Raw genomic sequence first — 23,861 nt, 5'->3', positions numbered from 1 at the left:
CATGAACTTTCTTGAAGCCATCCGGATGTCGCTGGATTCCTTGAGGGCCAGCAAGATGCGGTCGATCCTGACGCTGGTGGGAATCGTGATCGGCGTCATGACCGTGATTGCCGTGGTGTCGATCATCAACGGGCTCAACACCTATGTCGCCACCAAGATATTCAACCTGGGAGCGGATGTTTTCATTCTGAGCAAGTCGCCCAACGTGATTCTCAATATTGACGACTGGACGGAAGCGCAGAAGCGAAAGGACATCCGGTTGGAGGATTTCGAGGCGGTCCGCGCCGCGTGCGAGCACTGCTCGCTGGTCGGGGCCGCGACGAGCCGCCGCGGGATGGTGCGGTACAGCGAGCAGTTTTTGCGCGATGTGACCATCAGCGGCTGGTCCGCCGCCATGCCGGATATTCTGGACATTGACATCGCCTCCGGGCGGGCGCTCACGGAATCGGATGACGAACACAAGGCACGCTTCTGCGTTGTAGGGACCGATATTGTAGACAATCTTTTTCCCACCACGGACCCTTTGGGGAAGGAAGTCAAGATTGACGATGAGCCCTACCTCATCGTCGGGGTTGCAAAGAAACTGGGTTCGACGCTGGGGCAGTCGCGGGACAATTTCGTCACGATTCCGGTCACTTCGCATCTCAAGCAGTATGGCCCCCGGCGGTCCCTGCGTATTTTTGCGAAGTCTTACGGGGAATCCACCCTGGATGCAGCGCAGGACGAGGTGCGCCTCATCATGAGGGCTCGGCGGCACGTCCCCTATTTGAAGAAAGATGATTTCGCGATTGAGACGAACCAGACGTTCCTGGAAATCTGGGGCAATATCAGCCGGGCCTTTTTCCTGGTGACTGTCGTCATCGCCTCGATCTCCCTGATCGTGGGGGGCGTGGTGATCATGAACATCATGCTGGTCAGCGTCACGGAGCGGACACGCGAGATCGGCATCCGCAAGGCCATTGGCGCCCGCCGACATGACATCCTGCTCCAGTTCCTGATCGAATCCTCCACCTTGTCCCTGGTAGGCGGACTGTGGGGAATTTTGGTAGGCGTTCTGATCGCCAAAATCGTGTCCTGGGCGACCCCCCTGCCGACCACCATAGAGCTGTGGTCGGTGGTGATGGGGCTCGTGATTTCCACCAGCATCGGTTTGTTCTTTGGAATTTATCCGGCGACCCGGGCCGCCCGGCTGGACCCTATTGTGGCCCTGCGGTATGAACTGTAGGTCGATCCGCCGGTGCGGACCGTCCTGGGACTTTCACCATGAAACTCATCGAAGCCAGAGAAATCGTTATGCTCGCCCTGGATTCCCTGCGGAAATCGAAGTTGCGATCCGCACTCACGATTCTGGGCATTGTGATCGGCGTGATGACGGTCATTTCAGTGACTTCGGTGATCCGCGGCCTGAACGCAACGGTCAGCGCCCAGATTGAGGAGATCGGGTCCAACGTGATCTTTATCTACCGGTTCAATTGGGCGACGCTGGGACGTCAGCCGAGCGAGGTCTTCCAGCGCAAGGAACTGACCTTTGAAGATTCGCTGGCTATCCGCGAGATCCCTGGGGTCAAGGCCGTAGATCCGGCCCTCCGGATTTTCAAACCGGATTTCGGCGCCGGCACCTTCTCGGCGCGGTATGGAAACAACATCAGCAAGAATGCCATCCTGCAGGGAGATTACGCCGGTTCGCGTGAGGTCTGGGATATTCAGATGTACCAGGGGCGCTGGTTCTCCGACTACGAGGACGAACACAAGTCCCCGGTCGTGGTGCTGGGATACGACACGGCCGAAACCCTGTTTCCACGGCTCGATCCCATTGGAAAGGAGATCGACGTGGAGGGGGCCAAACTCATGGTGATCGGCGTGGCTGAAAAACGCAAGCAGGGGCTGGGCGGGGGCGCGAATCCGGAGGACAACATTCTCATGTTGCCGCTCGGGACTTTTCGCAAACTGCATCCGGAGTACAAGGATTTCCTCATTTCCGTGCGCGTGGACAACCAGGAGGCGATGCCGGAGGTGATTGACCGGATAGAAGAATTGCTGCGCCGTCGCCGCCGCGTGCCACCGAGCAAGCCCAACGATTTTGCCATCTTTACGCAGGACGCGTTCACCGATTTGTGGAACCAGATCTCCTCCGGCGTCTTCACGGTGATGGGGCTGATCGCGGGGATCTCATTGCTGGTGGGAGGCGTCGGCGTGATGAACATCATGCTGGTGAGTGTCACGGAACGGACCCGGGAAATCGGAGTGCGGAAAGCCATCGGAGCACGCAAACGCGATATTCTCTGGCAGTTCGTCCTGGAGGCGATGACACTGACCGCGGTTGGCGGTGTCATCGGAGTTCTGGTCGGCTCCGCCATCGCGCTCCTCTTAAGGATCTTCTTTCCAGCCCTGCCCGCCGAGGTCTCTCCCTTCTGGCTGCTGGCCGGCCTGATCACCTCGGTCACGGTGGGCTTGATTTTCGGAATCTATCCGGCCTGGAAGGCCGCCCGCCTGAATCCCATCGATGCCCTGAGGTACGAGTAGGGGGGAATCCCGGTAGGGGCCTTTCTCCAGTGGATCAGGATGTAGTCCCTTTGCCCTCCCCTTGGGAGAAAACAGAGAAAGAGGGAGAGACGTCTGACTCCCCGAATTCCATTTTACTTCATATGCAGGGTGTAACTCAGCTGGGAATGTGCAACCGGATGGGCATGCGGGGAGAAATCTTTGGAATGCCGGCTTCGAAGGGTCGTGAAGAATTCGCCCGGCGAATAACCGGTGGGCAACACGGGAATGCCCAGGGATTGCTCGAGGTCGGCTCTTCGCAGGTCGTCGAGAAACAGAAAATCATCATTGATCATCGCTTCTGAGGGGACCAGCACCAATTCCCCGCAGTCATGGCCTTGAAGCGCCGCCAGAATATCAGACCCCGTCAGTAGTCCTGCCACCGTGATCCCCTTGCCGAAGAACCGGTTCTCTACTGCAACGACCTGCAACTCACTTCCGAAGCGGGCATTGAATCGGGCGATGGAATGATTCAGAATCGGGGCAAAAATCGTTCCCGTAACAATCGTACCCCGCAGGGCCCGGAGTGCGCCGGCCGGCTTCCGTCCCAGGATCCGCGAAAAACCGTCAAGAAATTTTCTGACCATTCCGACCCCATTCTCGAGCAGAGGAAAATCGCCATAGTGCCGGTGTGAGGGAATCGGAGCGCCCGCCAGGATATAGAACTCGTCTCCCAGATAGGCAAAGTAACTTCCCGTTTTCGCTCGGAATCTTTCTTGAAGAGGCCTCATGAACTCGATGGTTCTCCGTGCATATTCGGGATCCACCGGGTCCATCCGCGGCAACCTTTCGCGATGATCCGTCAATCCGAGGGGAACGACCGCCACCGACTGGACGTGGGGATAAAACGCCAACAAATCGTCGAGAGTCCGGATGAGGTGCTCTCCGTCGTTCCAGCCGGGACAGAGGACGACCTGCGTGTGCATTTGAATGCCATTTTCGGCGAGACGCTCCATCCGGGGCAAGAGTTCATCTTTGACCCCATGAAAAGGCCGGATCAGTTTCTCCCGGATTTCCGGCTCCGTGGCGTGGACCGAAATGTAAAGCGGCGACAACCGCTGTTCAATAATGCGGTCCATCTCGGCCTCATTAACGTTGGTCAACGTCATGTAGTTGCCGTAGAGAAACGCCAGACGGAAATCCTCATCCTTGATCCAGAGACTTTTCCTCGCCTTTTTCGGGAGTTGGAACACGAAGCAGAAAACGCATTGGTTCTTGCAAATCAGCGTTTGAATCTCCTCGAGTTCGATTCCCAATTCGCCTTCGCTGGCTGAGTTCAGCCGGACCTTTCTCGGCGCCCCGTCCATCGATTTGAGAGTCAGCTCACAACCGTGTTCCCGCTCCGACAGATAAAACTTCAGATCCAGGACGTCATGGACGTTGTGGCCGTTGACCGTGAGCAACACCTCCCCCGCCTTGATTCCGGCCTTCGCCGCGAGGGACTCTTCGGCCACTTCCGCGATCTTTGCCCCCGGGGTTGTGTTGTGTCTCAAGGTTGGTGACGTCATATCTTTCAGCAGTCAGATCCAGATGATCAGGCAGGAGCCCAATGTACGAGCGCAATCGATGATTCTAGCACATCCCTGCGGGCGACCTCCTTGACCGGAGGATGGCCGGGCTTGCCATCCGGATTATCTCCTGATTCGCTCAATCCTTCAGAAATCCCAGGTGAATAAAACGGCAGCACCGCCCGACGGGGGCACATAGGGCAAGACATGCCAATGCCGGGCATTGTCCGCGGGCCTCGTTTCGGCCTCATGAAATATATGGCGCCCGACGAGATAGCCCAGTACTCCTCCGACAAAAATATCGGAAGGGAAGTGTTGTCGCTCAGAGACGCGAGAAACAGATACCAATCCTGCCAGGCCATAGGCGAGGGGAGGGACCCAGGGGTGGTCGCGATATTGTTGGGCAGTGACCGTAGCCAGGGCAAACGCTCCGACGGCATGGCCGGAGGGAAAGGAACTTCCGCCCGAAAAGAACTGGCCATCGCCGTGATGGTTGGGGAGTCTGCCGTCGTCAGTCGAAGGACGAGGACGCTGGGTGGCCACCTTGAGCGCTTGAGTGATGAGGAGGCTGTCAGCCAGCGCTTCCCATCCCAATAGCCCCGTGGTCCGGGCACGGTCGTCCCCGCGCCACTGTCCCAACCAATAAAAAATTCCGGAGACGCCAGCGTCGGTCAATGGCCCACCCGCTTGTCCGACACGGCGCACAAACGCAAATCCACTCCCCGGGGGTCGCTCGAGAATCTCCTCCGCGGCATGACGATCCCCGGCAATTAATCCAGCGGTTGTTCCAGCGACCACCCCCGCCCAGGGAAGATCGGCCCGTTTGAGCTGGAAGGGACGAAGCCACAGGAACTTCTGGTCTCGAAGGATGAGGCGGGGAAGGTCTTTGATCCTAAGATCCGGGCGGTCTTTGCCTTGAGTGGAGCTATGGTCCTCACCGGTCCCTTCAGCTTGGGCCGGCCTTCCGTCAAGTGCGGAATCATCGCGGGGGCCGGTCGCTGCGAGGGATATTCCGGGAGTCCATAGCAGCACCAGACAGAGCGGAAGCGAGAACGAAAGAAGATTGACCACTCGATTTCTCGCGCCTGGATTCTGATGCATGAAGACGATTCTAGCGGGATCGATGATTGATGTCCACTTGGGGGGAGATGCGATGAGCACTGGGCCGGATTAAAGGGCAACGTTGCCAGCGCCTCCGCCGCCGGGGATTCTCAAAGAAAAAAACTTGGCTCATTCAGTAATTGTCATGAAGCGGTGTTCAGCCTTCAATCCACTTCACTGGAATGACGGTGCCGGTTCTCGTAGCGTTCATAAAGGTAGTAGGCAGCCACAGCGATCACGACGAGGAATATCATGAGTGCCATGGAAAGAAAATCGCCGTGAGACACCTGGGACCCGAGGTGGATGCTGAAGAGGAGGGCAGGCATTCGGCCCAGGCTGCTGATCACGATAAACTCGAGCGGGCCAATATTAGAAAGACCCGCGCCATAACACATCGCGTCCTTGGGGGCGCCCGGCAGCAAAAAAAGCAGGAAGATTGCCGACTTGCCCCTGGCGTTGTTTAGCAATTTATCGACCCGCTCCAGAGTCGTCTGGCGAATGATCTGTCTCAGTGCCGGTCGGCCAACAATCCTCGCAAAGTAGAAGTCGAAGGCAGAACCCAGCAGGATCCCCACCACGGAGAAGGCCAGGCCTCGCCATGTGCCGAACACGTACCCGGCGGCAAACTGTGTGATCTCGCCCGGGACGAAGAAGATCACCACCTGAATAAACTGGGCGGCAATACACAACAGTGGACCTCCCGGGCCACCCTCCCTCAGCGAAGCGATCAGGCGTTGCCGGTCAGCCAGGTGGTGCAGGATTCCCGAACTCCAGAGCCACCCTCCGCCCGCAAGCAGTATGGCAACGAACGCAGCCGGAAGCAGCCACGTCTTCCAGCCCGGGGTCGTATTCGATTGCGTGTCGGGCGCCATCGGTGCTTGCCTCGTAGGTCGGGCCGTGATTCGCCGTTCTTGCTCTTGTGTTGTTTCCCGGATCACTTCCAGAAATCGTGCCATTCGTTCGAGGGGATCGCACGATGGCCGATCTCAGGCTGTGCGACCATACCAATTTCCCGGGAGGATGGGAAGGGGTCGCTGTTCGGTGCCCAATGAAGCCCCGGTTCCTTCCGAATCGCGTGTCCTTCCGGAGTGTCTCATCCAATAATCGGTTTCGAGGGCCCTCCCTGGGTTCTTTTCCACCGCTTCAGAGCCTCAAACCAGATGACGCTGATCACCCCCGCGACCAGACAAAGGACAATATCAACAGGGTGCAGGGCCGAGAATCGGAACAGGTTGCGGAGGAATGGGATGAGCAGGGCGAGTGCAAGAAAGATCGCAGCGCCTGCGGTCACCCACCACACGGCCTTGTTCGGGGAGCGAACCATTTGCAGGATGGTCCGCGTCCAGGATCGGTTGGTCCAGATCAGAGCCAGGTTGGCCACAATCAAGGTCGTAAAGGTCAGGGCGCGGGCATGTAATTCACCCTGGCCGCGGAAGAGGGCTGTGGCAAACACCATCAGAACCACTGCCAGGACACCCATCCCTTGAAGCAAGCTGAGGAGCAGGGTCCGGCGATTGAAAAGCGGTTTCTGCGGGTTCCGGGGAGGGCGATCCATCACGTCCGTCTCCTCCCGTTCCGCTTCAAAGGCGGTTGAGCAGGCAGGGTCGATGATCAGCTCGAGGAAAACGATGTGGACAGGCATTAGCACCAGAGGCCACTTGAGGAGAACGGGAATTAGCGACAGTCCCGCAATGGGAACATGGATGGCGAAAATGTAGGCCATTGCTTTCGTCAGATTGTCAAAGATTCTTCTCCCCATCCTGACCGCCTGAACGATGGAGGAGAAGTCGTCATCCAGCAGGACCAATGCGGAAGATTCCCTGGCGACATCAGTTCCGCGCCCGCCCATGGCCACTCCGATGTGGGCGGATTTCAAGGCTGGAGCATCGTTCACGCCGTCTCCTGTCATCGCGACGATTTCGTTGTTGGCCTTCATCGCCTGGACCAGTCGCAGCTTCTGCTCCGGCACCACGCGCGCGAAGATATTCACGCTCCGGACACGCTGCTCGAGCTCCGTATCGCTCATGCCGTCCAACTCCGGACCGGTGATCACCTCATCCCGCGGGTTCAAACCGATCTGCCGGGCAATACTCTGGGCGGTCACCGGATAGTCGCCGGTGATCATCACGACCCGGATGCCCGCGGCATAACACTCGCGAATTGCAGAGGGGACCGCAGGGCGGATGGGATCCGCGAGCCCGACAAGACCGAGAAACTCAAACTCGAACCCATCCTGGTCCTCAGGCAACACGGCGCCTGTGGCCCGTCCCCGCGCCACACCGAGCACCCGGAGCCCATCTTCCGCCATGGCCTTGACCTGCCCATCAAGCTCCGCCTGTTTTTCAGGGTTCATGCGGCATAACCGGGCCATCACTTCGGGAGCACCCTTGGCCGCCACGACAAGCTCGATTTGATCGGGAACTCTCCAGACCCTGGTCACCGAGAGGAATTTTCGGGACAGAGGGTATTCACGAACCAGTTCCCAGTCCGGGTGGAGGTGCTCACTTCCCGCCAGGGACCGATTGCCCAGTTCAAGGAAAGCCGTTTCCATGGGGTCAAATGGATTCCTTTGGCTCGCGAGAATACTGAATTCAATGACGGGATGGAACGACTCCGGCATTCCGTCCTGAGCCCCGGTCGAGACATTATAAAGGGTACCCGCTGCCTGGATCGTTTGGACGGCCATGCGATTGACAGTCAGCGTCCCTGTTTTATCCACACACAAAACGGTCGCAGATCCCAGGGTTTCCACGGCCGGGACGCGCCGTGTAAGCACGCCTTTGCGCGCGATTCGCCACGCCCCGAGAGCCAGAAAAATCGTGAGCACCACCGGAAACTCCTCAGGTAGCAGCGCCATTGCCAAGGCGATCCCGGCGAGCAGTCCATTGAGCCAGTCACCCCGAGTCACCCCATACAACACGGTCGCCAGGGCGCACATGGACAGGCCCACAACGGCCAGAATCCGGACCAGGCGACGAGTCTCTTTTTGCAGCGGGGTGTCTTCCGTCTCAACCGACTGCAGGGATTTCCCGATTTTTCCCAATTCGGTATGGAGCCCGGTCGCACCGACCCGGGCGATTCCTTGCCCCTGCACCACCAGGGTGCCGGAATAGACAAAGGGGAGGTCATCACCCCCCGGCCGCCCCATGCCGGCCTCCGACTCCGCGGCTTCTTTGCGCACGGGGACAGACTCGCCGGTCAACAAGGACTCATCTACCGAGAGATTGATGCTGGAAAACAGGGACGCGTCGGCGGGGACGCGGCTTCCTTCGGAAAGAACAATGACGTCGCCACGGACGACCTCGCGTCCCGGAATCCGGCGTTGCTGACCGTCCCGGATTACGAGGGCGCGCGGACTCGAAAGATCCTTCAGCGCGGCGAGGGCCCGCTCCGTCTTCCGTTCCTGGTAGAGCGTGATGCCCATGATCACAAAGACGAATCCCAGCAAGAGGAGCGCTTCTTCGGTATCCCCCAGAAGGAGATAGATTCCACCGGCCCCAAGCAGCAACAGGAACATCGGCTCTCGCACAACCTCCCACGCTATTTGAAAGAAGCCGCGGGGCTTGGAAGAGGGAAGTTCGTTCGGGCCTTCCTGCTTCAATCTCTCCAAAGCCTCCTGCTCCGACACGCCCCGAACAAGGGCTGTCTCGGACTGGGTGAAGTCGGTGCTCTTCGGGGAACCGGCAAAAAAGTGACCCGATGGGGGTCCCTCGGCGGGTACAAGTGCGGCTTCACGGGGTAAGGGGTTTGTCATCAGGCGAACTCCCTCTGTGGTTTTTTAAATGGGGTCGGTGCGCACGGTCGACCCTCGCCCATCCTTCAAAGCCTTTCTGAAGAGGCTTTCAAGAAAATCTGCGAATCGCGCACCGTCATAACAGGACAGATTGCCTGGGCAGCAACAACGTATGCCGTCGGCGACGGAATCTGGGAAGCCGACCAGTCAAAGACGCCCGTCCCGCGCACACCCAGGACAATCAGGTCGGTTCCTTGGCGGGCTGCAAACTGCAGGATGCTGTCGGCTGCCAGGCCGAACTCCACCACGGCTTCGACCCGGCACCATCGTTGGGTTTCTTCGGGAACAAGGCTTTGAAGCTGCGCTTCATAGCTCGTTTTGATTCGATGGCGTTCGCTCGGAGACTGGATTTCCGGGTGGACGAGGCGGAGGAGGGTGAGCCGAGACCGGTGTTCCTGGGCGAGCGAGAGTGCCAGGGGAAGTGCTGCCAAAGAGGTCGGCGTGAGATCCGTGCCCAAAAGGATGTGGCGCAAGTTCATCTCTGCCCCCGCGTGGCCGCATGCCTTGGGGCCCACCGTCAAAACCGGACAGGCCGCGCGCCGGAAAATGGCCTCGGCCACCGAGCCTAACACGAACTTTTGAGATCCGTGGTGACCGTGAGTTGCAAGAACCGCTAGATCGATTCCCCAATTCCTCACTATGTCTGAGAGGATGTCTGCAATATCTCCCTCCCCGATAATAGATTCGTGTGAGATTCCCTGCAAGCCTTTCGAACGCGCGAGTTCTTCCATTTGCTCTTGGACACACTGACGGGTCTTTTCAATGGGGAATGGGGGTGTTCGGGTCGGCCCTCCTCGATCGGCCGAGGGTGCGATTACATGGGCAAGATAGATCGTAGAGCCATAATGTCGAGCGAACGCCTCGGCACAAGCCAAGGTCGCCTCGGAAGCCGGAGAAAAATCAGTCGCAAAGAGGATTTTTTTAAGGGCGATTTGAGTGGTGAGTTCCATTGTCTCCATGAACGTCTCTCCTCTTCTCTGGGAAAGAATCGATTGACGCTGCCTCCAACACCTTTCCAGCCCGGTCTCTCTGCCTCACGCAACGCCGCAGGGAGGCCGAGGGATCGCCTTCAGGAACCCGCCGCCATCTCTCATGGAATCCTGACGGACTCGCGTCCCCTTCTGGACTCCATCTCGCGCTCCAACTTCCGGCTGAAGGATCGTCCGAGGCGCTCCACCGCCCGGTCAATCGCGGTATATAGATCGGCATCCACGTCTTCCACCCGCACGCTCCCGAAGGGGACCAGTTCGGCGCTGATGCGGCAGGCCTTGTCAATCCCGCCGCGGGGACCATTGAGGTCTGAAACCCGGACGGTGATGAGCCCGACGCGGTCTCCGAACCGGCTCAAGGAAAAATGCAGGCGGCGATCAATGTAGCTTTTCAGAGCGTCCGCCAGATCGATGTTCTCCGCGCGAATTTTCACATTCATGTGGTCTCCTGTCCTTGCCGGATGTAATGTCCCGATTATAGAGATCTTCCGAGTGATTAAAAAATAGAAAATATAATGATGACAGTTAGTTTTTATCTAACTATACTGGGACCATGGAATGGCTCAACTACCATCACCTCCTCTATTTCTGGACCGTGGTACGGACGGGATCGGTCACCCTCGCCGGAGAGGAATTGCGCCTGGCGTCTCCGACCATCAGCGCGCAGATTCGCAGTCTGGAGACGAGCCTGGGAGAAAAGCTGCTGCAGCGTTCGGGTCGCAATGTCCTCCCGACCGAGATGGGCCGGCTGGTGTTCCGTTACGCCGACGAGATTTTTTCCCTGGGGCGGGAACTGCGCGACACGATGAAGGACCGTCCGACCGGGCGCCCCCTGAGGGTCGATATCGGGATTGCAGACGTCTTGCCGAAGCTGGTGGTGCACCAGCTGATTCAGCCGGCCCTTCATCTCCGCGAGCCGGTCCAGATCGTCTGTCGGGAAGCAAGCCCGCAGCAACTGGTGGCCCGGCTGGCCATCAATGAACTCGACGTCGTACTCTCGGACGGGCCGATGGATCCCAGTCTGAAAATCCGGGCTTACAACCACCTCCTGGGAGAATGCGGGATCAGCTTCATCGCCACACCTGAGCTGGCGGAGAAGTGCACGCGGCGTTTCCCGAAGTCACTCCACGGGGCCCCGTGTCTGCTGCCGGCCGACAACAGCGCCCTGCGACAGAGGTTGGATCAATGGTTTGAAGCGGAAGGGATTCGTCCCCGGGTCGTGGGGGAATTCGAAGACTATGCCCTGCTCTGGGTGTTTGGAGAGCGGGGCGCCGGGATTTTTCCGGCTCCCTCCATTCTTGCAAAGCAGTGGCAGGGCAACGCCCGGCTCCGGCGAATTGGTCGCACCCATTCCATTCGAACCCAATTCTACGCGATTTCAGTCGAACGAAAGATTCAGCATCCGGCCGTCGTTGCCATCTGTGAGGCGGCGCGGCAGGAACTTTTCCATTGAACCGTCGGGTGCGCTGCGGAGATGTTCAGGAAATCCGTTCAGGATTTCCGCCCGGGCTCCGACCGGGTTTGACTCCACCCCATCGCTATGCTAACGTAAAATTCCGGTTGCCCCGCGGAGAGCGATCCGAACCCTCTATTCGGCAGCGGGGCAATGCGTAAGCGCATGAGTGATCTGATTCGTCTCCCGACCATTTCCATCCGCGGCAAGAAGATCGTTGGCCGAATTGTCTTTGGATTCTTCCTGCTTGCCTCCATCGGCATGGGGGCGATCCTGGGGCTCTTATTTGTTTATATGAGCGACCTGCCCCAGGTCAGCGAGCTGGAGAACTATCGCCCGGATGTCATCTCCGAGGTGTATGCGGACGACGGGCAGATCATCGGCTCGTTTGCCATTGAGCGCCGTGTCATTGTCGACTACCGGCGCATCCCCCAGGTCTTGCAGGACGCCATCATCTCGGTTGAAGACCAGAACTTTGAAAAACACATTGGCGTGGATTTCCGGCGGATCATCAGCGCCGCCTGGACCGACCTGATTACCTGGAAAAAGAAGGAGGGCGCCTCGACGCTGACGCAGCAGCTCACCCGGAACCTGTTCCTGACCCCGGACAAGAGCTTCAAGAGGAAATTCCAGGAGGTCTTGCTGTCGATTCAGATCGAGCGGCGGTACACGAAGCAGCAGATCATGACCCTGTACGTCAACCAGGTATACATGGGCAATGGGCTTTACGGATTTGCTGCGGGCGCCGATTACTTTTTCAACAAGCCGATTGAGAAATTGACCCTGGATGAAGCGGCGTTGCTGGCGGGTCTTCCGCAACGCCCTTCCGCCACTTCGCCCATTGCAAACCCGAAGGCCTGTCTGGCCCGGCGCAATCATGTTCTGGACCGCATGGTGGCGGAGAACAAAACTTCGCGCGATCTGGCAGAGGTCGCCAAGCAGCAGCCGGTCGTTCTTCACCTGCACCAGCCTTATAATGCCCTGGCTCCCTACTTCATAGAGGACATCCGCCAATATCTTGAAGGCCGGTACGGGGCGGAGGCTGTGCACGAGAAGGGATTGAAGGTGTATACCACCCTGAATGTGGCGATGCAGCGGGCCGCTGAAGAGGCGCTGCGGCAGGGGCTGCGCGATTACGATAAACGACACGGCTGGCGCGGTCCTCTGGCAAACATCCTGACCGAGCATCTGGGGGACCTGGACACCTTTCAGCATGACGACTGGAAAAAACCGATCGTGGCGGGTGCGATCCTTCCGGGCCTGGTGATGGACACGGTGGCGCGCCAGGTGGTGGTCAGGATGGGACCTTACGTCGCGCATCTCACCCCTCCGGACTTTGCCTGGACGCATGTGGCTGCCCCTTCGGAGATTTTTCATCGCGGGGACATCGCGCTTTTTAAAATCTCCAGTATCGATGACAAGACCAAGACCGTGAAGCTTTCACTGGAGCAGGAGCCGAAGATCCAGGGGGCGTTGCTGGCCATCGAGCCGCAGACCGGCGAGGTCAAGGCGATGGTGGGCGGGTACGACTTCGAGACCAGCAAGTTCAACCACGCGAACCAGGCGGCGCGGCAGGTGGGCTCTTCGTTCAAGCCTTATGTTTACACCACGGCCCTGCTCGAGGGGATGAAGCCCGACGACACTGTCCTCGATGCCCCCGTCAGCTTCCCTTCGGGCGGCGGACTGTATTCGCCCCACAACTACGACGGGAAATTCGAAGGGGTGATTACGCTTCGCAAGGCACTGGCTGAATCCCGCAACATCCCCGCCGTCCGCATTGCCGCCAAGGTAGGGATCAAAAACGTTATTGAGACCGCAAAGCGATTCGGGATTACCTCCAAAATGGAGCCGTACTTACCCACGGCGCTGGGGGCGGCCGACATCACGCTATGGGAGCAGGTGTCGGCCTTCAGCACCTTTCCCAATGACGGGGTACGAGTCCAACCCCACGAGATGCGACGTGTGGTGAGTTACTCCGGGGAAGTGCTCGAAGAGGATTATCCCGCGGTCACCGAGGTGATTCCAAGCGAAGTGGCTCGAACCATGGTTACCTTGATGCGCGGGGTCGTGGAGTTTGGGACATCGACGCGGGCCAAGATTTTGAAAAGACCCCTGGCGGGCAAGACCGGGACAACAAATGATTTTACCGATGCATGGTTTATTGGCTACACGCCTTCGCTGGTTTGTGGCGTCTGGGTCGGATACGACGAGAAGAAGACCATTGGAGACAAGGAAACAGGTGCGAAAACGGCGCTGCCGGTCTTTATCCAGTTCATGCAGTCGGTCTATGATAACAAGCCGCCCGAAGAGTTTTTCCCCGAGGAAACCCCCGTCCTGAAGGCCAGCACAACCGCCCCCGCGACGGTCGAGACGAAGGGGACGGCGCCCCGGAGCGGAGTGGATTTTGAAGCCCCCGAGGCGAAATCCTCCGGACCCTCTCCCGGCAAGACGAACCCGAAGAAGATGCCTGCTTCTCCTTCGCCGCCAGGTGTCCACAAGACCCCTGTCAAGAAGGGAGCCGCCCTTTGATGCCTGCCCGCGGCGAGAGAGGTGGTTCGGAGTCCACGGGGGAGTCCTCTGGAACTCCGGACTCCTCAGGTCCAGGATTGGAGATGGAAGGTCGTAGAAATGGTGGCTACCCGGATCGCGCTTTGGATTGCAGGCGTTGCGGTTTTGGCGTCCAGCCTGCACATGTCCCATTGTGTCTCTGACCCTCCTCCGCCTATGAAGAGTTTGGCTACTCAATCGGATGTTGATGCTGCAGTCACTTCTCGTGAGCAGATGGTGAAGCACCAACTGGAGAACCGCGGCATTCGTGACCCTCGTGTCCTGAAGGCGATGAGGAAGGTACCGCGCGATAAGTTTGTTCTCCCGGAATTTCGAGACCGCGCCTACGACGATGGGGCCTTGCCGATTGGTTACGATCAGACTATTTCCCAGCCCTACATTGTGGCCTTCATGACGGAAGCCCTTCAACTCAGCGGGAAAGAGCGGGTACTCGAGATTGGAACGGGTTCGGGCTACCAGGCCGCGGTTCTGGCGGAACTCGTGCCTGAGGTCTATTCTGTTGAGTTGATTGAGCCGCTGGCCCGGCGCGCGGAAAGGACCCTGACGGAGCTGGGATACAGGAATCTCAAAATCAAGGTGGGGAATGGTTATGAAGGGTGGGCGGAACATGCTCCCTACGACGCGATCATGGTAACGGCGGCTCCCGCTGAAATACCGCCCGCGCTGATTGACCAGCTCGGAATGAATGGCCGGATGATTGTGCCGGTGGGGATCGGAACCCAGGACCTGATCCTCGTGAAGAAAACCCCGGGCGGGATCGTGAAGCGCGAACTCCTCCCCGTCCGGTTTGTTCCCATGGTGGACCAGGATCGTCATAAAGACAACTGATCTCGAACACGTCGAATTCGGGGAACGGGGATAGATTAATCATTATGAATGAAATCAGACGAATGAAGGGATTTCTGGGGGAAGCGGCAGGACGTCTCCATCTGTCCGCTGGGACCCGAATCTTCGCTCTGTTGTTTCTGATCCTGGCAGCGTATGTGTTATGGCGGATGCCCCGTCCCAGTGGATCGGACACCGTTGTACCCGGGGACCTGGCACAACAATTGAAAGTCAACGACGTCTCGGCGTCTCCCCAGGAAAGTTTCAGCGGGGAAGAACAGGTCAACATTCAGATTTACCGCACCGTCAATCCCAGTGTAGTCAACATCACGACTGAGACCGTGGAATACGATTTTTTCTTCATGCCGGTGCCCGCCCAGGGAACGGGCTCCGGTTTTGTGATCGATGGGCAGGGGCATATTCTGACCAACTTCCACGTGGTCGAAGGGGCGCGTCGACTCGAGGTCACCCTTTACGACAAGTCTAAATACTCGGCGCGGTTTATCGGGGGCGACAAGTCCAACGATCTGGCGGTCATCCGGATCACTGCGCCGGCGGCGAAACTGCATCCCGTGAAACTCGGGGACTCGGCCAGCTTGCAGGTCGGACAGAAGGCCCTGGCGATCGGCAATCCCTTCGGTTTGACCGGCACGTTGACCGCGGGGATCGTCAGTTCCCTGGGACGCTCAATTCGGGCCGAGAATGGCCGTTTGATTGAAAACGTCATTCAGACTGACGCGGCGATAAATCCCGGCAATTCAGGTGGCCCGCTGCTCAATTCCCACGGCGAGGTCGTCGGCATCAATTCCCAGATCGCATCTCCCAGCGGGGGCAGCGTCGGTGTCGGCTTTGCCATTCCGATCAACAGCGCCAAGGGGATCCTGACGGACCTGATTACCCTCGGACGGGTAAAACGGGCCTTCTTTGGCGTGCGGGGTTATGCGATCGATCCGGATTTGGCCGATGCCCTGCGTTTGCCCGTCGATCACGGGGTGCTGGTTGCGCGAGTGGCGCGGGGCGGGAGCGCCGAACGGGGAGGTCTTCGCGGAGGAGATGAGGTGTTCATCGTCGGCAACCAGCGCATGATCCTTGGCGGCGATTTGATTGTTTCCGTGGACGGACGCGAGTTCGAGTCGGACGAAGATATCAACCGTTATGTTGAGTCCAAGCAGCCGGGCGGCACCGTCAAGGTCGAACTGTACCGGGGACGGCGGAAGATGACCGTGGATGTTCCCCTGATCGAGCGACTGGACTAGGGGGAAGTCCTGTGTCCAGCCCTTCCCAGCGGGGCCTTGGCGCGACCGTGCGGGGAAATTAGGACCCGGTGGAACCATGTCACTTCAGTTCCTTAATGCATCCTCGATCCCAGCCAGCCTCCCGCGGGCGCTTGCGGCTTCGGGGCTACCAGGAAATTTCCTGATAATCTCCCTGTATGCCTCTCCGTGGTAGACAAACCGGTCTTTCTCCCTGTGGTAGATGAATCGAACCCCATTCGAGGCCCAGCGGTCCAGGCCACGGTAATTTGCGAATAGTTCTTTTTCATCCAGGCCTTCAGGCAGGGATCGTTCCTCGCGCGCCAGTTTCCGATTGGCCTCCACGGATAGCTGTCCTGCCTCTTCTTCGGCGAGCTGGCCAAGACGCAGCAGCGCGGCTGCATGCAGCGGCGTTCGATCGAAATGTGTCGTCAGGATTTTCAGTGCTATCATCGCCTTCTCACGAGACTGTGAGGCGGCGTGGCGAAAAAGCCTTTCGTCATCACCCGGAAGGCCAGGCGCCACAACCGCCGCGGCCAGGATCCATCCGGAAAACTTCCGGCTGACGACCACCCGGCGATATTTCACATTCCTGGAGGGGGGGCCGCCAAGGGGCAGGAAAACACGATGGCCGACGCGCAGCCGGCGTAGGAAGGGGGCCTCGACATCCGGCCGAGAGCGAACGACTGAAAAACGATCGTCAAACACATAAGCGAGGAGAGATTTGGCCCCATTTTTCTTCGGCGTCTTTGTAGGGACTGTCGCGGCAAAGTGCTCTGTTGTGAGAACGAGAGAGATAATAAGAAACCCCAATATCCTGTAAACTGCAAGGCGGGTTGCGGAGGATCTTCTGCACATGATTGTTGACCACCCGGTCATTGGATTTGGGGGGAGAGATAACGACCCAAATTAGTTCTTACACCGGGGGGAAGTCAAGGATAAAGAACGCGGTCCATCGCGGGGCCTTGGTTCACTTGACCCGTGGATCGCGGGGTTCTATGATTCAGGGAAGCGACCATCACCTTGGCATGGCGATCCATAATCCGGGGTTGCCTTCTTCGTTGGAAGGGAATACATTTTGGTTACGCTTGAAGTCAGCTTGTTAGTGGTTCTCTTTGCACTGGCCGTGTTTGCGGCGTGTTCCGAGACGGCGCTGTTTGCTGTCAACCGCTATTACATTAAAGGTCTGGCTGCAAAGGGCAATTACCGGGCGAAGCTGGTGCTGGCAGTTATCAGGCGTCCCGAGCGAATCCTGGCCACGATCCTGTTCATGAGCACGCTTGCCAACGTCGCGATGGCGGCGGTGACCTCCACCCTCGTGGCGGACCTGATTCTCGATCCGCATCGGGACCTCGTGCTGGCATCTGCGACCATCCTGTTGACCATCGTGCTTCTGATCTTCGCAGAAATCACGCCTAAAACAATCGCGGCCCGTCACGCCGATCGACTCGCGTTAGCGTTAATTCAGCCCCTCCGGGTCATGATGGCCCTCGCCCAGCCCGTGGTGGTGGTGGGTAGCGGGGTGGCGAATTTGATCGCCCGTCACTTGGATACCGAGGAGCGGAAGGCGCCTAACCTTTCCGACGTGGCGCTCCACTCGATCATTGACGAGTCCGGTGTTGATTCGGCCTCGACGGATCGGCAGAAGATGCTGCGCGGGGTGTTGTCCCTCTCCGATTTGGCTGTGAAATCGGTGACCATCCCGCGCCCCGAAGTCACAGCCCTCTCCGTCGATGCGACGGCGGAAGAAGTCTTCCAGACAATCCGAGCTTCCGGGTACAGCCGCATCCCCGTTTATCGCAAGAACCTCGACAACATCGTCGGCATTCTCCACGCCAAGGACGTTTTGCCCGGCCTCTTTGAACGCATCCAGGATTTGAATCGTTCCCGGGCGCCTATGGAGCTTGTCCATGTGATGCGTAAGCCTCTCTTTGTCCCGGACACAGCGAAAGTCGATGTAACCCTGAAATACATGCAGAGAAATCATATTCACCTCGCGGTCGTGATCGACGAGCATGGGGGAATGGAAGGGATCGTGACGTTGGAAGATTTGTTAGAACAAATTGTCGGAGAAATCCAGGATGAGCACGATTTCGAGCTGGATGCCATCCGTCATCTTTCCGATGAGTCGATGTTGGTGGATGGTGACATTTCGATCCGGGAAATGAATAAACGGCTCAAGCTCCGGCTTCCCGAGTCAAGCCACTACTCGACCCTCGCCGGATTCCTCTTGGCTCAATCGGGGAGGATCCTCGTCAAGGGGGAGGAAGTGGTGTTTGATCAGTGGAAATTTTTGGTGGTTGAAACTGAAGGACGGCGACTGGTCAAGGTGCGCATGGAGCGGTATCTTGCTGAACCAGAGCCGGTTACGGTTAGCCCGTCCCGCACCCGCTGAACCCTTGTCCCCGCATTGACACCCCCTTAACCATCGTAAGAATTTTGTAACTTTTTGTTGTCAGACTTCCAAGTGTCTGCGAGGCTGAAGGGAGGTCAGCCCCGGCCGGATATCCTTGGAGGTGTCTCCCCGCACACGAATTTTTGTTTTTTCACAGGAAATTGAAGTGAACATTCACAACATTGCTCTCTGTGTACAAATTGCGGGCGTCTCCATCTTGTTCCTGCTCTTCGTGTTTCTTTCGCTGTACGACAAGCGTCTCTATTTAAGATACTGGATGGTCGGCTGGTTTCTTTATGCCGCCGCACTCCTGACGCTTCTGCTTTCCTTTCTCCACCATCTGCATTGGTTTCTAGCGCTTTATCAATTTTTCGAGCTCGGTTCCCTGGCGATGCTCATCGCGGCGGCGTGGAATTACTCCCGTGAATTTCCCATTCGCAAATACCATCTGCTGCTGGCGATCCCGATGGCCGCCTGGGCTGTCGTCCTCACGTGGGCGCTCAAAGGGTTCAACTCGATTTACGTGATCCATCTGTTCGTTATGGCATGGGCCTTTGGATACAATGCCTATCTCCTCTTCAGTTCCCGCTGGTTTCGTTTTAACGTGGGCGCCCGGATCCTCGCCTATGTCTGTTCCATCTTTGCATTGATGGACCTGCATTACTTCTTTGTCTTTGGTTATGTTTTTCATCGGAACCTCAGCTCACTCGATTACCTTCAGTTTTCGAGCTTCTATGATCTGCTCCTGCAGTATGCCCTGGCGATCGGGATGGTGGTCACGGCGATGCAGGAAACCCAGCACCGCCTGGAGTCCGCCAACGCACAGTTGCACGAGGCGCAGGATCGATTGCGGTACCTGGCGCAGACCGACTCGCTGACCGGGGTTTATAACCGGCACGCGTTTCGGGAATTCTGTGAGGTGGATTTCAAGCGGGCCCGGACCTCAAAATTTCCTGACGCCCTGGGGTTGCTCGACATCGACAATCTGAAGAAGATCAACGATCTCGCAGGACACTCACGAGGCGACGACGTCCTCCGGGTGGTGGCCCGCACCATCTCCTCCATGGTTCGCGGGGAAGATTGTCTGGTCCGTTGGGGCGGCGATGAATTCCTTGTGCTGATGCGCGAAACTGACCTTTCACAGGCGGAAAAGCGGTTGCAACTGCTGAAAGAGCATTTGAGCCATCAGTCCATAAACACCCGTGCGGGAAAGATATTCTTCGGCATCTGTTATGGTGTCGCTGAGCTCAGTTCCATTGACAGGCTTGCGACCGCGATTGAAGAAGCTGACCGGCAGCTCTACCATCAAAAGCAATTCTCAAAGAAATCCCTCATGGTCGTGTGAACGAGCGAAGAATTCCCCCCCAGACATCTGGAGCGATTCTCCGAGCTATCGCCCCTTTCCTTGCATCTCGAATTAACAAGCCATCCGGTTCAGGTCTCACCTGAGGTTTGCCGTAACCTCGCATGGTAAACCGGGTCTTCCGTCTCGAAGATGAATCTTAGAGGGCTCCGGAGACCATGACCCGGACCTGCCATCCTGGTGGGGGGCGATGCCGGTTTCTCTTCGTCCGTGGGAGTGCATTCCGCTCCCGCGGGTTCATTTTCTTTTGACACACCTCCCATATTGAGGCATCTTATCTTCTTCGTTTTATGCGCGTAAAAAGACGGGTGGGGAGAATGGCATGATCATAGTTCATGAGGTTGCCACATGTTGACTGAAGGAATGATTAGCGCACTCATTCAGAAAACGGATTCAAAGATCTTGTTGCTCGTGATGGATGGGTTGGGCGGGCTGGCTGTGAACGGGAAGAGTGAAATGGAGGCGGCGGTGACCCCCAACCTGGATGCGCTGGTCAAGACATCAGTGGTTGGTTTGGCTGACCCCGTCTCGCCCGGCATTACTCCGGGAAGCGGTCCCGGTCACCTGGCGATCTTCGGATACGATCCCGTGAGGTACCAGATCGGCCGCGGGGTCCTCGAGGCGCTGGGGGTGGACCTGGAGATGACCAGCCGCGACGTCGCAGCGCGCGGGAATTTCTGCACAATCGACGCCAACGACGTTATCATCGATCGCCGGGCGGGCCGTCTGGCAACCGTCCTCAATGAAGAACTGTGCGCCAAGCTAAGGCACGAGATCCCCGCCATCGACGACGTCGAACTGATCATTCAGCCGGGAAAGGAACATCGCTTTACGGTGTTGTTTCGCGGGGACGGCCTCGATGACCGCCTGACGGACGCCGACCCTCAGAAGGAGGGGAAGAAGCGCATCCCCACCGAGACACTCGATCCCGCGGCGAAAAGAACGGCCTTCATCGTGAACAAGTTTCTGGACCGGGTCAAGGAAGTGCTCCGCGAGGATCATCCCGCCAACGCGGCGGTCCTTCGGGGATTTGCCAAGTATCCCGCCATTCCCGACATGAGCACGCGTTTCGGCCTCCGTGCTGCCGCCATTGCAACTTATCCGATGTACCGGGGACTGGCAAAGCTGGTGGGAATGGATGTGCTGGAGACCGGAGACACCTTCGCCGACGAAATCCAGACTCTCCGCCGGCATTTTTCGAGCTACGATTTCTTCTACCTCCATTACAAGAAGACCGACAGCTACGGGGAAGACGGGAATTTCGAAATGAAAGTGAAATCGATTGAAGAGGTGGACCGCCACATTCCGGAGCTGTTGTCGTTGGGCGCCGAGGTCTTTGCGATTACCGGCGACCACTCCAGCCCCTCGGCGCTCAAAGCCCACAGCTGGCATCCAAGCCCGTTTCTCCTTCACTCGAAATACTGCGGGGTGGATGTGGCGGGCCGTTTCACGGAGCGGGAGTGCGCGCGAGGGATCCTTGGGAAGATTCAGGCGGTAGAGGAAATGACCCTGATGCTTGCAAATGCCCTGAAGCTCAAGAAATACGGGGCTTGATTGTGGACGGGAGAGAGGTCATACGCGCGCGACGGGAGGAAGGACCGTGCAGAAATGAAGGCACTCAGGATTCTTCCGGGAAAGGGTTTCGAGGCGCTCGACCGCTCCCGCCGGGTCAAGAATCATTTCATCAGCCGGAGTTGCTTGCTGGTGAGAAGCCAATAGAGCTGGCCGCGACCCTTGGGCGGCAGCGAAGTCATCTCAATGAAGCAGAGGCCGCCCTTCTTGAGTTGGAGGTTCATCCCGTCTGGGCGACCGGTGAGCAGGACCGCTGCCAGCTGGCTAAGATCAGGCTCATGGCCGACCAACATCAATCGCCGCGCCCCGGAGTAGGGTTTGAGTGCCGCCCAGAGTCTTTCGACCGCAGATCCCGGCTGGAGGGCGGGCAGTTCCTTGAGGCGATCCTTGACGCCATAGACTGAGGCCACGATGTCGGCGGTCTGGCGCGCCCTAACAAGCGGGCTGGTCAGCAGGGCATCAAACGTCACGCCCAGGTTTTTCATGCCTTCCGCGGCCGCCCGCATTTTGGTCGCGCCTTCGGGGGTCAGGGGGCGTTGTTCCTCCCTCACTCCCCGCGTCCCATGTTCGACGGCCACTCCGTGTCTAAGCAGGTAGATTTCCATAATTGAGCGATCGATGTGTGCGGAACGTCTGGCACAGAAATCTTATCACACCCGCCCATCGACCCATCAAGAGTTTAATCTGACGAGGCGGGGTGGCCCCTTTCGTTCATCAGACCAGTGCCGGGCGAGTTCGCCCCCGTGGAACCTCGGGTTGGTCCCCTCCTTCAGGGAGGCTCCCGGGTGGAGAGTGCGGGGGGTGCAGCCTTGATGGGCCAAGCCCGCTCGCCCATGGTTTTCTTGAAGCGTCCCTATGAAGATTGCAGCCATTGATGTGGGAAGCAATTCCATCCACATGATCCTCGTCGAATCGCACGATGGCATCGATTTCGAGATCGTCGATCGCGAAAAGGAGATGGTGCGTCTGGGCAGCGGGGTGTTTGAAACGCGCCTGCTGAGCGAGGCGGCGATGGTGCGGGCGGAACAGTGCCTGCGCAATTATAGGCGGCTGGCAGAGCGTCTCCGCACTGACCGGATTATTGCCTATGCGACCAGCGCGGTGCGGGAGGCCCGCAATGGCGGTGACTTCATCAGCCGCATCCACGAGCGGGTCGGAATCCACCTCCAGCTCATCACTTCCGCCCAGGAGGCTCGTCTCATCACGCTGGCCGTGCAGCAGAGCATCAACTTTCGAGGGCGCCGCGCCCTGCTGATCGACATTGGCGGGGGAAGTGTGGAGCTGTCCCTGTGTGATTCCAAGCAAACCTTCCTCTCTGAAAGCCGAAAACTGGGAGTCATTCGCCTGACGGAAAAATTCATTTCCCGGGATCCCATCACCAACAAAGGACGAGAGGCGATCGAAAAGTTTGTTCTCAAACGGGTCTCCGACCTCATCCATCAAGGCCGTGAAACCGGTTTTGCCATGGCCGTGGGGACGTCCGGGACGATCCTGACCCTGGCCGATCTCGCGCATCAAATCCGATACGGGGAAGGATTGCGCCATTTCAATCAGCAGGTCCTGAAGCTGGAAGCGTTGGAGATGCTCAGCCGGCGATTGCTGGCGATGACCCTGAAGGAACGGCTTCGGTTCGAAGGGGTGAACCTCGCGCGGGCCACCACCATTGTGGCCGGTGCCATCCTGCTCGAAACGCTGATGAAGGCCTTCAGAATCAAACGGCTCACCCTGTGTACCCGGGCTTTGCGCGAAGGCATGGTTTTGGATTTTCTCCAGCGGTCCCGGGAGCCGCATGGTTCCCTGAACGGCCTGATCTCTGACGTGCGCCGTCGCAGCGTCCTGGAACTGGCACGCCGCAGTCGATATGACCAGGCCCATTCCGAGCGAATCGCCCAGACCGCCCTGCAAATCTTTGATGCCACGCGCCGGGTGCACCGCCTGAATCAGGAGACCCGCGAGCTGTTGGAGTATGGGGCCCTTCTGCATGATATCGGAATCCTGGTGAGCTACACTCGCCACCATCGCCACTCCCAGTACATCATTCTCAATAGCGGCCTGCGCGGGTTCACCCCCAGGGAGATTGATTTTATTGGTCTTCTGGCCCGCTTTCATCGCAAGGGGGAACCGAGCCGGAGGGATCCCGAATGCGCCTTGATGCCGAGGAAGGAATTTGAGAGACTACGCCGGTTAAGCGCAATCCTTCGTGTGGCGGACGGGATCGACCGCAGTCATAACCAGATCCTCACTCTGATCTCATTGCGCAAGGATCACCGCCGCTGGCGATTTGAGTTTGAGGCCCGCGATGAGGCCGAATTGGAGCTGTGGGGGGCCCAGCGGAAGGGCCAATTGTTTGAGAAGTTGTTTGGGGGAAAGATGGACTTTCGGGTGACCCTGAACCGTCATCCTCATCCGACAGCCCTGGTTCCGGTGAGAAATGCCCGCCCCGGGCGCAAGGCTCGCAGTATCCGCTGAAAAATCCGGGTTGGTTGTCCGCTACAGAAGG

18 protein-coding genes are annotated in these 23,861 nt (G+C 58.2%); 10 read left to right on the top strand and 8 right to left on the bottom strand.

The genetic code is table 11. The features are described 5' to 3' along the window. The first annotated feature begins 1 nt into the window (after position 1). The gene (locus tag LAO21_12290) at positions 2-1,225 is read left to right on the top strand and encodes an ABC transporter permease (GenBank protein ID MBZ5553494.1); all 1,224 of its coding nucleotides are present in this window, start codon (positions 2-4) and stop codon (positions 1,223-1,225) included. Between the two features lie 38 nt (positions 1,226-1,263). Further along, the gene (locus LAO21_12285) at positions 1,264-2,523 is read left to right on the top strand and encodes an ABC transporter permease (GenBank protein ID MBZ5553493.1); all 1,260 of its coding nucleotides are present in this window, start codon (positions 1,264-1,266) and stop codon (positions 2,521-2,523) included. A gap of 113 nt (positions 2,524-2,636) precedes the next feature. Here LAO21_12285 and LAO21_12280 read toward each other — a convergent pair whose 3' ends face one another. The 6 genes from LAO21_12280 to raiA all read right to left on the bottom strand — a co-directional run bounded on the left by LAO21_12280 (position 2,637) and on the right by raiA (position 10,372). Then, positions 2,637-4,049, bottom strand: coding sequence for a DUF512 domain-containing protein (locus LAO21_12280; GenBank protein MBZ5553492.1), 1,413 nt, complete (start codon positions 4,047-4,049; stop codon positions 2,637-2,639). Between the two features lie 147 nt (positions 4,050-4,196). Beyond that, positions 4,197-5,150, bottom strand: a complete 954-nt coding sequence (locus LAO21_12275; GenBank protein MBZ5553491.1) for a phosphatase PAP2 family protein — start codon at positions 5,148-5,150, stop codon at positions 4,197-4,199. Between the two features lie 164 nt (positions 5,151-5,314). Then, positions 5,315-6,106: a TVP38/TMEM64 family protein gene (locus LAO21_12270; protein MBZ5553490.1), complete on the bottom strand. Its 792-nt coding sequence runs from the start codon at positions 6,104-6,106 to the stop codon at positions 5,315-5,317. A gap of 137 nt (positions 6,107-6,243) precedes the next feature. Next, positions 6,244-8,904, bottom strand: a complete 2,661-nt coding sequence (locus LAO21_12265; GenBank protein ID MBZ5553489.1) for a cation-translocating P-type ATPase — start codon at positions 8,902-8,904, stop codon at positions 6,244-6,246. 65 nt (positions 8,905-8,969) lie between these two features. Next, on the bottom strand, positions 8,970-9,902 hold the full coding sequence (locus LAO21_12260; GenBank protein ID MBZ5553488.1) for a universal stress protein: 933 nt from the start codon (positions 9,900-9,902) through the stop codon (positions 8,970-8,972). 131 nt (positions 9,903-10,033) lie between these two features. Further along, positions 10,034-10,372, bottom strand: a complete 339-nt coding sequence (raiA, locus tag LAO21_12255) for a ribosome-associated translation inhibitor RaiA (GenBank protein MBZ5553487.1) — start codon at positions 10,370-10,372, stop codon at positions 10,034-10,036. A 113-nt stretch (positions 10,373-10,485) separates the two neighbouring features. On the opposite strand from raiA, the gene nhaR reads away from it, so the two are divergent. The 4 genes from nhaR to LAO21_12235 all read left to right on the top strand — a co-directional run bounded on the left by nhaR (position 10,486) and on the right by LAO21_12235 (position 16,034). Continuing rightward, positions 10,486-11,385, top strand: coding sequence for a transcriptional activator NhaR (gene nhaR, locus LAO21_12250; protein ID MBZ5553486.1), 900 nt, complete (start codon positions 10,486-10,488; stop codon positions 11,383-11,385). Between the two features lie 153 nt (positions 11,386-11,538). Beyond that, positions 11,539-13,914, top strand: coding sequence for a PBP1A family penicillin-binding protein (locus tag LAO21_12245; GenBank protein MBZ5553485.1), 2,376 nt, complete (start codon positions 11,539-11,541; stop codon positions 13,912-13,914). Positions 13,915-14,109: 195 nt separating this feature from the next. Then, positions 14,110-14,781 carry a protein-L-isoaspartate(D-aspartate) O-methyltransferase gene (locus LAO21_12240; GenBank protein ID MBZ5553484.1) on the top strand — a complete coding sequence of 224 codons (672 nt, stop codon included), beginning with the start codon at positions 14,110-14,112 and terminating at the stop codon, positions 14,779-14,781. Positions 14,782-14,825: 44 nt separating this feature from the next. Beyond that, entirely contained in the window at positions 14,826-16,034 is a 1,209-nt protein-coding gene (locus LAO21_12235; GenBank protein MBZ5553483.1) for a trypsin-like peptidase domain-containing protein, read from the top strand. Between the two features lie 84 nt (positions 16,035-16,118). Here LAO21_12235 and LAO21_12230 read toward each other — a convergent pair whose 3' ends face one another. Next, positions 16,119-16,889, bottom strand: coding sequence for a hypothetical protein (locus tag LAO21_12230; GenBank protein MBZ5553482.1), 771 nt, complete (start codon positions 16,887-16,889; stop codon positions 16,119-16,121). A 220-nt stretch (positions 16,890-17,109) separates the two neighbouring features. On the opposite strand from LAO21_12230, the gene LAO21_12225 reads away from it, so the two are divergent. The 3 genes from LAO21_12225 to LAO21_12215 all read left to right on the top strand — a co-directional run bounded on the left by LAO21_12225 (position 17,110) and on the right by LAO21_12215 (position 21,343). After that, positions 17,110-18,426 (top strand): hemolysin family protein, encoded by a 1,317-nt coding sequence (locus LAO21_12225; GenBank protein MBZ5553481.1) that lies wholly within the window; start codon positions 17,110-17,112, stop codon positions 18,424-18,426. Between the two features lie 166 nt (positions 18,427-18,592). Continuing rightward, a complete protein-coding gene (locus tag LAO21_12220; GenBank protein MBZ5553480.1) occupies positions 18,593-19,771 on the top strand; it encodes a GGDEF domain-containing protein in 1,179 nt (392 codons plus the stop codon). 366 nt (positions 19,772-20,137) lie between these two features. Next, positions 20,138-21,343 carry a 2,3-bisphosphoglycerate-independent phosphoglycerate mutase gene (locus tag LAO21_12215; protein MBZ5553479.1) on the top strand — a complete coding sequence of 402 codons (1,206 nt, stop codon included), beginning with the start codon at positions 20,138-20,140 and terminating at the stop codon, positions 21,341-21,343. Positions 21,344-21,465: 122 nt separating this feature from the next. Here the strand turns inward: LAO21_12215 and sixA are convergent, their stop codons facing one another. Further along, complete coding sequence (gene sixA, locus LAO21_12210) at positions 21,466-21,966, bottom strand: phosphohistidine phosphatase SixA (GenBank protein ID MBZ5553478.1); 501 nt, start codon at positions 21,964-21,966, stop codon at positions 21,466-21,468. Between the two features lie 250 nt (positions 21,967-22,216). Here sixA and LAO21_12205 point away from each other — a divergent pair, with 250 nt between their 5' ends. Next, a complete protein-coding gene (locus LAO21_12205) occupies positions 22,217-23,830 on the top strand; it encodes a Ppx/GppA family phosphatase (protein ID MBZ5553477.1) in 1,614 nt (537 codons plus the stop codon). Positions 23,831-23,861 lie beyond the last annotated feature (31 nt).

It is taken from the genome of Terriglobia bacterium (genome assembly GCA_020073085.1).
Lineage (GTDB): Bacteria > Acidobacteriota > Terriglobia > JAIQFV01 > JAIQFV01 > JAIQFV01.
The sequence above is the reverse complement of the archived record's forward strand: the minus strand, read 5'-3'. Positions and strand labels throughout refer to the sequence as shown.